The organism is Microcoleus sp. T3_A4 (assembly GCF_036700465.1).
Classification (GTDB): Bacteria; Cyanobacteriota; Cyanobacteriia; order Cyanobacteriales; family Microcoleaceae; genus Microcoleus.
The window spans coordinates 1-12,530 of record NZ_JAUBOY010000087.1; the positions used below are offsets into that span (position 1 = coordinate 1).

Annotated in this window: 10 protein-coding genes; 5 read left to right on the plus strand and 5 right to left on the minus strand. The window is 43.3% G+C overall.

Annotation, left to right across the window (positions count from 1 at the left end):
* Positions 1–558: 558 nt before the first annotated feature.
* Positions 559–3,114 (plus strand): leucine--tRNA ligase, encoded by a 2,556-nt coding sequence (leuS, locus tag QUA07_RS28760; RefSeq protein ID WP_333332348.1) that lies wholly within the window; start codon positions 559–561, stop codon positions 3,112–3,114.
* An 82-nt stretch (positions 3,115–3,196) separates the two neighbouring features.
* Here the strand turns inward: leuS and QUA07_RS28765 are convergent, their stop codons facing one another.
* The gene (locus QUA07_RS28765; RefSeq protein WP_333061804.1) at positions 3,197–4,000 is read right to left on the minus strand and encodes a helix-turn-helix domain-containing protein; all 804 of its coding nucleotides are present in this window, start codon (positions 3,998–4,000) and stop codon (positions 3,197–3,199) included.
* A gap of 225 nt (positions 4,001–4,225) precedes the next feature.
* Here QUA07_RS28765 and QUA07_RS28770 point away from each other — a divergent pair, with 225 nt between their 5' ends.
* Entirely contained in the window at positions 4,226–5,176 is a 951-nt protein-coding gene (locus QUA07_RS28770; protein ID WP_333332352.1) for a site-specific DNA-methyltransferase, read from the plus strand.
* A 101-nt stretch (positions 5,177–5,277) separates the two neighbouring features.
* Here the strand turns inward: QUA07_RS28770 and QUA07_RS28775 are convergent, their stop codons facing one another.
* A complete protein-coding gene (locus QUA07_RS28775; RefSeq protein ID WP_333332356.1) occupies positions 5,278–6,087 on the minus strand; it encodes an SAM-dependent chlorinase/fluorinase in 810 nt (269 codons plus the stop codon).
* Positions 6,088–6,105: 18 nt separating this feature from the next.
* On the opposite strand from QUA07_RS28775, the gene QUA07_RS28780 reads away from it, so the two are divergent.
* Entirely contained in the window at positions 6,106–6,954 is an 849-nt protein-coding gene (locus QUA07_RS28780) for a DUF3598 family protein (protein ID WP_333332359.1), read from the plus strand.
* Between the two features lie 146 nt (positions 6,955–7,100).
* Here QUA07_RS28780 and QUA07_RS28785 read toward each other — a convergent pair whose 3' ends face one another.
* The 3 genes from QUA07_RS28785 to QUA07_RS28795 all read right to left on the minus strand — a co-directional run bounded on the left by QUA07_RS28785 (position 7,101) and on the right by QUA07_RS28795 (position 9,804).
* Positions 7,101–7,778: a GIY-YIG nuclease family protein gene (locus QUA07_RS28785; protein WP_333332362.1), complete on the minus strand. Its 678-nt coding sequence runs from the start codon at positions 7,776–7,778 to the stop codon at positions 7,101–7,103.
* 142 nt (positions 7,779–7,920) lie between these two features.
* Complete coding sequence (locus QUA07_RS28790; protein ID WP_333080210.1) at positions 7,921–8,784, minus strand: aldo/keto reductase; 864 nt, start codon at positions 8,782–8,784, stop codon at positions 7,921–7,923.
* A gap of 225 nt (positions 8,785–9,009) precedes the next feature.
* Positions 9,010–9,804, minus strand: a complete 795-nt coding sequence (locus QUA07_RS28795) for an ABC transporter permease (protein ID WP_445242814.1) — start codon at positions 9,802–9,804, stop codon at positions 9,010–9,012.
* A gap of 447 nt (positions 9,805–10,251) precedes the next feature.
* On the opposite strand from QUA07_RS28795, the gene QUA07_RS28800 reads away from it, so the two are divergent.
* Entirely contained in the window at positions 10,252–11,325 is a 1,074-nt protein-coding gene (locus tag QUA07_RS28800) for a radical SAM protein (RefSeq protein WP_333332366.1), read from the plus strand.
* A 900-nt stretch (positions 11,326–12,225) separates the two neighbouring features.
* The gene (locus QUA07_RS28805) at positions 12,226–12,420 is read left to right on the plus strand and encodes a hypothetical protein (protein WP_333212262.1); all 195 of its coding nucleotides are present in this window, start codon (positions 12,226–12,228) and stop codon (positions 12,418–12,420) included.
* Positions 12,421–12,530 lie beyond the last annotated feature (110 nt).

Sequence of the window (12,530 nt, forward strand, 5' to 3'; positions counted from 1 at the left end):
CGGCTCCGAGTTAACAATTTTTCTTAATTTTACATCATCTTGCATTTGTCTCACATTTATTTGAAATTACTATATCTATGTAGGGGCGGGTTTCACCAACAATAATTGCCTCAAACCCATAATCTCGTAAACCCGCCCCGACCAGATGACAAATTGAAAGGTACATTGCTGTGCGATCCAGATAGCATTTAAGCCGGAATAAATGCTAAGAAACCCGGTTTCTCTCAGAAATATGGTTTCTGGGAATTGGGGTTATTTATTCTTTTAAAACTTACGCATCAAGACCAAAAAAACCGGGTTTTTTGCGGTTTGGCCGACTGTAACGAAGTATGCTGGTAAAAACCCGGTTTCTGACCACCCGTGCGTAAGTCTTATTCTTTTCAGGGCGAACCGGGATATTTTGTCGATCGCCCCCCAGCTAAAATTACATATACTACAATATATAATACAGAGATTTGAGCCAAAATCCTTGGAGCTCAGAAAAATCAGAATCGAAGCCCCTTGAATGTGTAAAAATACTGAAGCAAACATTACTAAACCCTGCACGGAGCAATTGTTGTGGATTCCAGATATAACCCCCAATCCATAGAAGAAAAATGGCAGCAGACATGGGCTGAGCAAAACTTAGACCAGATGCCAGAAGAAACCCAAAAGCCTAAATTTTATGCCTTATCCATGTTCCCCTACCCGTCGGGAAACCTGCACATGGGACACGTCCGCAACTACACAATCATCGATGTAATTGCCAGACTCAAGCGAATGCAAGGTTATCGGGTATTGAATCCGATGGGGTGGGACGCTTTTGGTTTGCCCGCAGAAAATGCCGCCATCGAGCGCGGAATTCCCCCGGCAAAATGGACGTATGAAAATATTGCCCAAATGAAAGGCTTATTTCGCCGTCTCGGCATCTCCTTTGATTGGACAAAAGAAGTTACAACTTGTTCTCCCGATTATTATCGGTGGACTCAATGGATTTTCTTACAATTTTTAGAAGCAGGATTAGCATATCAAAAAGAAGCGGCAGTTAATTGGGACCCCATAGATCAAACAGTCTTAGCAAACGAACAAGTAGATAACGAAGGTCGTTCCTGGCGTTCCGGTGCCAAAGTCGAGCGCAAATTATTGCGGCAGTGGTTCCTCAAAATTACCGATTACGCCGAACAGTTATTAAACGACTTAGACAAATTGCCAGATTGGCCCGAAAGAGTCAAATTAATGCAAGCCAACTGGATCGGCAAATCAGTCGGCGCTTACTTAGAATTTCCGATTGTCGGCATGGATGAAAAAATCGCCGTTTTCACCACACGTCCCGATACAGTTTACGGCGTCAGTTACGTTGTTTTAGCGCCGGAACATCCACTAACTCAGCGCGTGACAACCGCAGACAGAAAAGCCGCCGTAGAAACCTTCATCAAAGAAGTCGCCGCCCAAAGCGAGATCGATCGCACAGCCGAAGACAAACCAAAGCGCGGCATCCCCACAGGCGGCAAAGCAATCAATCCTTTCAACGGCGAAGAAATTCCCATTTGGATAGCCGATTATGTGCTGTACGAATACGGCACCGGCGCAGTCATGGGAGTACCAGCCCACGACACGCGAGATTTCAAATTTGCCAATCAATATCAACTGCCAATTAAAGTAGTAATTGTCGATGATGATGAGTTGCCGCTGACTGAAGCTTACACCGAACCAGGAATTATGATTAATTCCGAAAACTTCAACGGCATGGATTCAATTAAAGGCAAAGCAGCGATTATTGACCATGCCGAAAATCAAGGCTATGGCAAAGCCCGAATCCAATACCGCTTGAGAGATTGGTTAATTTCCAGACAGCGTTATTGGGGCGCTCCGATTCCCGTAATTCACTGTCCCACCTGCGGAACAGTCCCCGTACCCGCATCAGATTTGCCCGTATTGTTGCCGGAAAATGTACAATTTACTGGCAAAGGTTCGCCCTTGGCAAAGATGGAAGAATGGGTAAACGTTCCTTGTCCGAGTTGCGGCACTCCGGCTAAGCGGGAAACAGATACGATGGATACTTTTATCGATTCTTCGTGGTATTTCTTGCGCTATCCCGATGCTCAAAATCAAGAGCAAGTCTTCGATACGGCGAAGACAAATGATTGGATGCCCGTAGACCAATATGTGGGCGGCATCGAACACGCAATCTTGCACTTACTGTATTCGCGCTTCTTTACCAAGGTTTTGCGCGATCGGGGTTTAATCAATTGTGACGAACCATTTAAACGCCTGTTAACTCAAGGCATGGTGCAAGCAATGGCCTATAAAAACCCTGTTACTGGCAAATACGTTCCCCCAGCAGATATAGACCCCGCAAATCCCAAAGATCCTCAAACTGGCGAAGCTTTGGAAGTCTTCTACGAGAAGATGTCCAAATCAAAATACAATGGCGTTGACCCCTTGGAAGTTATGGGCAAATATGGGGTAGATACGGCGCGGATGTTTATTTTATTCAAAGCACCGCCAGAGAAAGATTTGGAGTGGGATGACGCTGATGTGGAAGGGCAATTTCGCTTTTTAAATCGCGTTTGGCGCGTGGTGACAGAGTTTGCTGGACGAGTCCCTGCCACCCCCGATCAAGCAGGAGAGAATGCGGAATTAAGTAAACCTGAAAAGGATTTGCGGCGGGCAATTCACACTGCAATTAAGGAAGTTAGCGAAGATTTGGAGGGCGATTATCAGTTCAATACTGCTGTTTCGGAAATGATGAAACTCAGCAATGCTTTGAATGATGCTAAATGTAAAGATTCGCCAGTTTATGCAGAAGGAATTAACACTTTGATTCGATTGTTAGCGCCTTTTGCGCCGCATATTGCTGATGAGTTATGGCACAATACGGGTAACAGTGAATCGGTGCATACGCAAACTTGGCCTAGTGTCGATCCATCTGCATTAATTACCGATGAAATTACGCTGGTAATTCAAGTTATGGGCAAGACTCGCGGCACAATTCAAGTGCCTTCTGGTGCTGATAAAGCTGCGTTGGAAAAGTTTGCTCGCGAGTCTGAATTGGCTAAGCGTCACCTGGAAGGTAAGGAGATTAAAAAGGTAATTGTGGTGCCTGGAAAGTTGGTTAATTTCGTGGTAGCTTGAGTGTAAAAGTCGCTACCTGTAGGCAACGTATCGTTTATACACAAACACAACCTAATCCCCTTTAAACACTATCGGGCAACTATTATTTACTGTAAGAGTAGACAAGTTGCCCTTTTTTTACTAACTTTAAGGGAATTTTAGGATTGTTTAGCGGCTCGTTTCTTAGCCTCACCTTTTCTTCCCATTCTTTAAATTTAGGTTCCAGCATTTCCGGTGTAAGTTTATAAATCTCTTTGAGAGTTATGCCTTCATACAGTCCAATATACCAAGCTTCTACTCTGCGATATTTGTCAAGTATAATTTCATTCAAATGATGGTGAGTAGTGACCCCACCGCTTCTATTGAGAGCAATATTTATTGTTTTAAGTTCGTATTCTTTTCCTTCAGCATCAATAGCATCGTTTCCTTCACGCCCAGGCGATATCCGCAGCCCTAAAAGGATTAATAACTGTAAAGTCTTTCCCCCGTTATCTTGAAAAATATCCGCAATACCATATTCACTAGCCAGATTTTGCAATTCTTGGATACTTTTCATAGCATTTTCTAGCCGCTTAGCATCTGAAATGCGTTCTGCTTCCGTGGTAACAGCCTCTTCAACCGGCTCCACAACCGAGGGAGAAACTGGTTCAGCTATTAGGGTGCTAATGAGAGCTGTACTCTCGCCGCTTTGGCTAAAACTGATTAAATAAGTAGCGGGTACATCGAGCGCTTCAGCTAGAGCGAAAATAACTTCAAAGGATGGCGATCTTTCACCGCGTTCCAATAAGCTGATATAGTCAGTAGTCTTGTCTATGAGTTCTGCTAACTCGTCCTGTGTCATCCTTTTTTCTCTGCGTAACTGACTTACCTTGGCCGCAAATTGTTGTCTGGCTTCTTTGTAATTCATACCCCTCACAATTCATAAAAACGAACTGAAAGTTCGCTTTTTGAATGGTACGAAGAATTTGCACACAAAACAACGTACTGAAAGTACGGATTTAGTAAGACTGAGAGTACGGATTTTGCTATAATGACAGTAGGCTGTGTCTGTTGTACCTTAAACTAATCTAAATTAAGCATGAGTAACATTTTGCCCGCCCCTATTTACACCACCAAATACGGTCAATCTTATTTGGGAGATTCTCTTCATCTCCTGAATAGTCTTGCTAGCAATTCTGTAGATTTGGTGATTACATCCCCTCCTTTTGCACTGCAACGCCAAAAGAGTTATGGAAATGAAGATCAAGATTTATATGTTGATTGGCTGCTGGGCTTTGCTCCTGAAATTAAAAGAGTTCTCAAGGATACTGGAAGTTTTGTTATAGACCTTGGAGGTGCTTATCAAAAAGGAATACCTGTACGATCGCTGTACAATTACCGCGTGCTTATTAGGTTATGCGACGAGTATGGATTTAAACTTGCTCAAGAATTTTTCTGGTTTAATCCTTCCAAACTTCCATCTCCTATAGAGTGGGTGAATAAAAAGAAAATCCGGGCTAAAGATTCTGTGAATACTGTTTGGTGGCTTTCCAAAACGAATCAGCCTCAAGCGAATATTAGTAAAGTCAAAGTAGAGTATTCTGAGAGAATGAAAAAACTTTTGAAAAATGCTGATGAATTTTACACGCCCAAAGAACGCCCTTCCGGTCACAATATTAGCGATCGATTTTCCAAAGATAATGGAGGTGCTATTCCATCTAATTTGCTAGAAATTTCTAATTCGGAAAGTAATTCTCAATACTTGCGTTGGTGCAAAGAGTTTAATGTTAAGGCTCATCCGGCACGTTTCCCCCAAAAACTACCGACATTTTTTATAAATTTTCTTACTGAACCGGGAGACTTGGTAGTAGATATTTTTTCGGGTTCTAATACTACGGGTTATGCAGCAGAACAATTATCAAGAAACTGGATAAGCTTTGAAAAAGAAAAACAATATGTTGCTGCCTCAATATTTAGATTTTTGCCTCAAGAATCTTTTTGGCAAGCGGATACAATATACAACCACTTGTTAACTGAGGAAGCATCAGGATTGATTTTACCTCAAAATAGGCTCCTTTTTGAAGTTAATAATTATTGTGTTTAATTTGGCTAAATAGTCGAATTTTTATTCAGATATGAAACAGTCTATTGAAATCGCTTCTACACGAACAATTTTCCACCAGAAAGGGACTGAAAGAGATGGTTTTAATTGTTAGTTTCAAAAAGCAATTGCACCATCGCTCCGCATTCCAATTTTAATACAGATTGAGCGCTGCCGCCATTAACGGCAATTTCTACCCAACCGTCAGAACCAGTTATGGCAATTAAATCGCCCGGTTCGCTGTCGCTGTAGGTTTTACCGCTGGGAATGCGAATGGCATCAGAACTATGGCTAATTGTTACTGACCAATTGTTACCTATAATGCAATTATTGGGGATATTAGTAATTAGGTTGCCGAAGCGATCGACATATTGAACACAGCCTTCTATACCTGTGGCTGTAACGGCACAATTTGGTATCTCTAACTGCACTAAACTTGCAGGGTCGATCACCTGCCCCAACTCTTCCAAAGCCACCCCATTCGCCAAGTGAGCGCCCGCTGCAGCAAAAATATCGCGACCGTGGAAAGTGCTGCTGGGTTGAGGTGTGCGCCAGTATTTGGGGTTGGTGAGTTCGACAGATACGATCGCACTTTCCCGACTCAACACCCCGCTAAACAACCCGTTATCCGGCCCAACAAGAAAGCAATTAGCACATTTAATCGCAACAGGGCGTCTCTTGCTTCCCACCCCCGGATCGACGACAGCAATATGTACGGTTTCCGGCGGAAAATAAGCAAAAGCAGTCATCAAACAAAACCTCCCCGCTGCTATATTTTGAGATGGTATTTGGTGCGTAATGTCAATGACTTTTAAGTGCGGGTTAATTTGGGCGATCGCACCTTTCATCACTCCCACATAAACATCGCTTAATCCAAAATCCGTCAGCAGAGTTATAATTCTATTTTTAGACATATATCCAACGGTAAAAATATGGTATCACAATGGGAAAACTTTCTGCAAAACTTGGGAGAATGGCACGGTTCTTTTACCCAGTTATCGCCACGAGGAGAGGTACTTCAAGATACTCCTAGCATTATTTCTATCGAAGGTTTCAATGACAACAAAAATGTGCGACTGAAACTCCGTCGATTTTCCCCAAATCCTAGCGGTGTCGGCGAACCGGAAGTGAGCGAACTTGTTCGAGAATATCAAAGTTTGGGACGAGATATCCTATTTTTTGAGAATGGAGCTTTTTGTCAGGGAACTATTCAACTAGCGCCTTATTCTGAGTGCGGTGCAGAGTTTGGTTTTATCTACAATTATCGTCGGTTGCGCTTCCCTCTGACATACAATACCGACGGCAATTTATCAACACTTATCTTAATTCGGGAAAAGCAGCTTGATAAAAATGTCCCCGAACGTCCGCCTTTAACTGTTGACGATTTGCTGGGAGAGTGGCAGGGCGAGGCGGTGACAATGTATCCAGATTTGCGTTCTCCAGACTTTTATTCTACCAAACTGCAATTGCACTTGGAAAGTAGCGATCGCCTAGTGCAGAAAATTACTTTTGGCAGTAATGCTACTGTTATCAGTTCTAGCGCCAGCATTGACGGTTCTGTATTAAATTTTAACGAAGGTGCTATGCCCGTGCAAGTTGTGCTGCTTCCTGACGGTGGTTCTTGCACTTTACCTGTCAAGATTGAATCCAGAAAACCTATATTTTTCGAGGCAGGTTGGTTGGTAGAACCTGACTTGCGGTTTCGGATGATTCGCAGTTACAACGATCGGGGTGAATGGGTAAGTTTGACTTTAGTTACTGAACGCAAAGTTAGTCATTAATCCCGATCAGTTGTTGATGATTAAGATTGAGTATTTTGGGCGGGCTATGAGCAACGCCCCACAATAAACTTAATGTATTGTGGAACGGGCATCGGGCCCGTTCTAAAAATAGTACAATATCTCAGAATTACAAACATTTTTCCGATTTAGGAATCGGATTTTGTTTCCTGAGTTTGCGAGTGAATCACCGCACTCCAATCATCATTGTTAACAGCAGCTTCCAGATGTTGGTGTCGTTCGCTATCATTTTCGGCGGCTGTTTCTAACTCTTTGGTAAGAGTGGAATCTGCCATTGCTTTGCGTAATTTCAGCTTCTTTTCCTCATAACCTTTTTGTTCCTCAGCAGACATAGCAGCGCGGGCTGCTTGGCCTACCGTAGCCGCCCACATTTCGCTGTCAGCACCGTTGCCCGGCGGAATGCTGCCAATTTCTGCTATCCAAGCATCGCGCAAACTTTCCATTTCTTCCCGCTTTGGGAATTTGAAAGTTTGCACACGCAGGAAAGCGCAATTTTCAACGCCATTTTGGGCAATGTGACCGTTGATTGAAAGCAGGATATTTCGCGAATAACCTATAAACTGAGTGTTGCGGGAAGTGTCCATTACAGCGTAAACGCCGGCGACTTTCGCGTTAGTTGCCAAATCGCGCCATGTATCGATCGACATTACTTGCGTGCCGTCGTTTTCTAATTCAGTAATAGTGGCTGCTGCGCTGTGTTCTGAGTCGGAACTGTATAAAAAATTGTGCAGTCCTTCATGGGCGACAGGTACGTTTTGATGTTCAATTGCTACGTCTCGATCGGCATTCACTTGATTAGCTTCCATTAAATTCAATTCCTCAAAAAATGTCAACTTTATTCATTAAATCCCACTTTCAGGGGCGGGTTGAAAAACCCACCCCACAATTAAGTTATCTTTGTGGAACAGGCATCTTGCCTGTTCTACTGTTTTTGTGGGCCTTATCTACTTAACTTACGGCAATTTGTTGCAATTCCTCGTCAGTCAATTTAACTTCGAGCGCCCGCACAGAGTCCTCAATACTCGATACTTTGGTCGCACCGGGAATCGGAACTATGCAGGGCGATTGGGCCATCAACCAAGCTAATACTATACAGTAAACTGAAACGTTTTTTTCTGCTGCTAATTTGGCGATCGCGGGCATATCTTGCAAGCTTGTGGCGCGGCGGCTTCCTCCTAAAGGGCTCCAAGGAAAAAATGTCAGTTTTTCGGTTTCGCAATATTCCAGTACGCCGTCTGATTCTGGCTGTCTGTGCCAAGGATTATATTGATTCTGAACAGAGACAATTTCTACTGTATCGCGGGCGCGTTTGATCTGCTCTACAGAAAAGTTGGAAACTCCAATAAATCGAATCATTCCTGCTTCTACGGCTTCTTTTGCGGGTGCTAGGGCTGCTTCGATGGTATAAGCGGGATCGGGTGAGTGATATTGCCAAAGGTCGATCGGTTCCTTGCCGCCCAATGCTTCAAAACTTTCCCGAATTGTCTTGCGTAAATGATGGGGGTTGCCGTTGCGCGTCCACGCACCTTGAGGCCGCATTAAGCCGCCTTTAGTGGCCACTGTAACGGCCCTAACATCTCCGCTGTACTGTTGCAAAGCTTTGGCAATCAGGTGTTCGTTGTGGTGTTTGTCGGATTGATCTTGGCAGTAGGAATCTGCGGTGTCAATTAGGGTGACACCCAAATCGAGGGCGCGGTGAATTACCGCAATTGATTGCGATTCGGGCGGCCGGCCACTTAAGGACATTGGCATACCTCCAAGACCGATCGCGCTGATAGTAAAATTACTGTTACCCAGTTTTTTTCTTTTCATTGGTTTGCCTGCGTTTGCGTGGTTTATTTCCAGTTTACATTTCCAGGATAGGTTGAAATATTACATTTATTTAACTATCTAAGTAAATAGAAGAAAATATTTTTTAGATAAGCTGTTTTGCCTTTTAAATGTATATTTAAATTCCCTATTCCCCACGTGTCAAATCCTCTCCCTCTCAAACATAATAGACAATCTAGATCTGCAGCAGCTTACCTACCTACTTAACTAGCTGGAAGCGCTGGTATAAAAGCGGAGGGCAAATTGCCAGAAGTAGCGGGAGAAAAATAACAGCCCGATCGCCAATATTCCCGCCCCTGCGATCCAAACGATTTCACCTCTCCCCAGCATGGCTTCTGCAGGCACAGTCGTCAAGAAGGCAACGGGAACTACGAAAGTGAAGAAAAATCGATAAGCTGCAGGATAAGCTGCCATGGGAAATCTACCCGCTTCTAACAATCCTTCGAGAACTTCGGTAACATTGTAAATTTTGACAAACCAAATGCTGGTTGCCCCTAACATAAACCATATACTGTAAAGAGTAATAGTTCCGAATAACAGCGGTATTGCTGTTAAAAAATAGTTGCCGATTGTTACTCCCAATTTGTTAGCAGCATACAGCAGCAATACGGTGCCCAAGATTAAATCTGGGATTCCCCAAGGCGAAACTGTGTTTGCAGATAGCCAGAATTGGGAACTGATGGGTTTGAGGAGTACGAAATCGAGAGTACCTTGCTGGACTCGATCGACAATACGGCTGAGATTAGGTGCTAGAAAGGTTGCCGAAAACCCCTGCAAAATCGTGAAAATACCGAGTACAACTAAGGCTTCTTCCCATTTCCACCCAGAAAACGTGTAACCGGTACGGTAAAACAAAAATAGCCCAAACAAGCTGCCCGCAAGATTTCCGAGGCTGCTGATGGCCGCGAGGACAAAGTTGATTCGGTATTCTAGTTCCGCGGAGATCGCCGCACCCCAGAACAATTTCAGTACGTGCAAATATCGTCCCATGTTTGTCGCCATTTTTTGCCGTGTAAATACTTAAATTCCCATATTGTAAAGCTTGTGTGAAGTTAACTGCTGTAGTGGCTGCTCATTTCACTATAACAATAAATTATTGATACCGTTTACGTAAGTAGTTTTACTGAGAAACGGTATTAAGTTATTTAACACAATTTAAACAAAAACTACAATTATTAAATTAAGTCAATCTTAAGCCCCTATATTTTGGCAATTATTAAGCATCGTTCATGTTTTGACACAAAAATCTGCTTAACTGATTGGAAATACTAATATGTTACAAGTTTTAATATTATAAATATTTGACAAACATCTAGCCATACCCAAACTGAACACTTAGGATGGGGCATACGTACTCAAAAGAAATACGTAATCCAAAATACGTAATCATACGTAGCAAAGAGGGATCGAGAAATTGACTTAAGTAACAACACGTAAGGGAAAAAAGACATGGATGCTTTAACATTATCGAGACTGGGCGTCAAGCACACCAAGAGTGCAGTGGCCGAATCGCTGCGGATCAATACAGGATACGACGTGACAAGCCCAGTCACTTTTTACGGGATTGTCAACGAGCGCTGCAATGTAAAATGCCGGCAGTGCGAGTATTGGCGGCTCAAAGAATATAAAGACGAAATGACGATCGAAGAATGGCAAAATGCCCTCTTGAGCGTCAAAGAATTTGTGGGCGAATTTTCAATCAACTTTAGCGGCGGCGAACCTTATATTAAAAAAGGTTTTCTAGACTTACTTGCCTTTGCGAATAAAAATGGCATTCACGCCGGCGTCACCACCAACGGCTATTGCATGACCAGGGAAAACGCAGCCAAAACTGTCGCTGCTCGTCCTTTTAATGTGAATATGTCAGTTGACGGGCCGAATGCAGAACTGCACGATTATTTGCGGGGTCAACCGGGATTGTTCGATCGGCTTTCTAAAGGAATCGGTTATCTGCGCGAAGAACAAGAAAAACAGAACGTCCTGTTTCCGATCAACGTCAAACCGACAATGAACCGACTCAATTTCCGCCACCTCCCGGAAATAGTCACCTGGGCTCAGGGAATGGGGGCGACGACGGTGAACTTCCAACCAGTCAACCGCTGGACACCAGAAACATACGAGGAATTGTGGATTGAAAAAGAAGACATGGAGGAATTTGCACAAGTAATCGAGCAGCTAATTGAAATGAAGAACAACGGTGCTCCGATTATGAACAGCGATGAAGTGTTGCGATTGATGATTCCTCACTTTGCCGAAGAAACAGCTCCTGATTCAACTCGTCCTTGTCGCGTTGGACTCCGCAATTACTGGATTGATACGCGCGGCGATGTGAAATTGTGCGATGAGTTCCCGGTAATTGGTAATGTGAAAAATGCCAGCGCCCGCGAGATTTGGTACGGAGAAAAAGCTCAGGAAGTCCGTCGCGATACTTTGAATTGCGGCAAGCTGTGTCTGATTACTTGTGTCTCGCAAAAGACGATTTTGGACAAGGTAAAAATGGGGGTGAAATTATTAAAAAATTGAGGTTTGATCTGTGTTAGTCTTGCTTGGGTTTATGGGAACCGGGTTTTATCAGAAACCCGGTTTTTAATTTATTTGTATTCGTTTTTGCTGTCGATTTCCATTTGTTCTTGAGTGCGATATTTCTGCTCTTGTTCCTTTTGTTTGTATAATTCTAGTTGTTCGCGATGGCGCTGACGTGCCCTCTCTTATTCCGGTTCAATTCCACCTGTTCGATTTCCATCATCCCGCAAATTGTGGATGTTGTCTGCTGGAACAAATCTTGATTAGCAATCAGGTAGTTTAAGAATTTTGCAACTTGGCTTTTATATTTGCGCGATCACAAACTCAGGAACTTCGGCAAAAACACCAGTTGCCACCTTCAATGGAAAAAGTTTTGATTTTAGGATTACTTTCGATATAATTTTTCGCATTAATATCAACAGTATTGCTGTATCCTGGCAAATGCTGCAATTATTTAGCACAATCAAATATTGGGGTTCTGATTTCAACTAACAATTGCTTTAACTTCGCGAGTTAAATTTCTCGATTTGGTTCCGCTTCTATTTGAGCGAATTCTGGCAGCTTTCTTTCTAATTCGCTGGCTATTTGCTGGCATCGGCGATAGCCATTTTTAGGCTAAAAAGAGCGATAGCCTGCGCGTTGAGAAAAAGACATAAAGTGCGATCGCCATTTCAACGACAGCTTCGATGGGATACTCAATAGCCGCCGCGCGGGTAATGAGGGCGATGCGGATGCGATCTGGTAGCTAAGCGAGGATGGATTGAGCGTCAGCCGGAATTTGGCGGGCTGCTTGCGGTTGTCCGTCGGTCATGAAGATGGGGAGCGATCGCAACTGAGCGCTGCTAATCTCAAGGATGCTATCATAGATTAACAGTTACTATGTCTTTATAGGTAAATGACATGAACGCTAAAGAATTGCTCATTAAAGAAGTGGATAATATCCCCGAATTTATATTAGAAGAAGTTTGGGATTTTCTGCAATTTCTCAAAGCCAAGTATGATAAAGATAAGTTAGAAGCAAGCCTGCTCAGTGAATCTTCTTTGCAAAAAGACTGGTTAAGATTAGAGGAGGATGAAGCATGGCAGAATTTGTAAAAGGTGATGTGATAGTTGTTCCTTTCCCATTTTCAGCCCACATTCCGCAGATATTCAAGCAGAAGGAAAGGAAGATAGATTCGGAGACACAAAACTCCCAAACGATTGCC

What these genes read in the sequence shown, in the direction of transcription:
- QUA07_RS28775 (WP_333332356.1), bottom strand. Translation starts at nt 6,087, where the DNA reads ATGTCTAAAAATAGAATTATAACTCTGCTGACGGATTTTGGATTAAGC.
- QUA07_RS28795 (WP_445242814.1), bottom strand. Translation starts at nt 9,804, where the DNA reads ATGGCGACAAACATGGGACGATATTTGCACGTACTGAAATTGTTCTGG.
- QUA07_RS28785 (WP_333332362.1), bottom strand. Translation starts at nt 7,778, where the DNA reads ATGGAAGCTAATCAAGTGAATGCCGATCGAGACGTAGCAATTGAACAT.
- QUA07_RS28800 (WP_333332366.1), top strand. Translation starts at nt 10,252, where the DNA reads ATGGATGCTTTAACATTATCGAGACTGGGCGTCAAGCACACCAAGAGT.
- QUA07_RS28805 (WP_333212262.1), top strand. Translation starts at nt 12,226, where the DNA reads ATGAACGCTAAAGAATTGCTCATTAAAGAAGTGGATAATATCCCCGAA.
- QUA07_RS28780 (WP_333332359.1), top strand. Translation starts at nt 6,106, where the DNA reads ATGGTATCACAATGGGAAAACTTTCTGCAAAACTTGGGAGAATGGCAC.
- QUA07_RS28790 (WP_333080210.1), bottom strand. Translation starts at nt 8,784, where the DNA reads ATGAAAAGAAAAAAACTGGGTAACAGTAATTTTACTATCAGCGCGATC.
- QUA07_RS28765 (WP_333061804.1), bottom strand. Translation starts at nt 4,000, where the DNA reads ATGAATTACAAAGAAGCCAGACAACAATTTGCGGCCAAGGTAAGTCAG.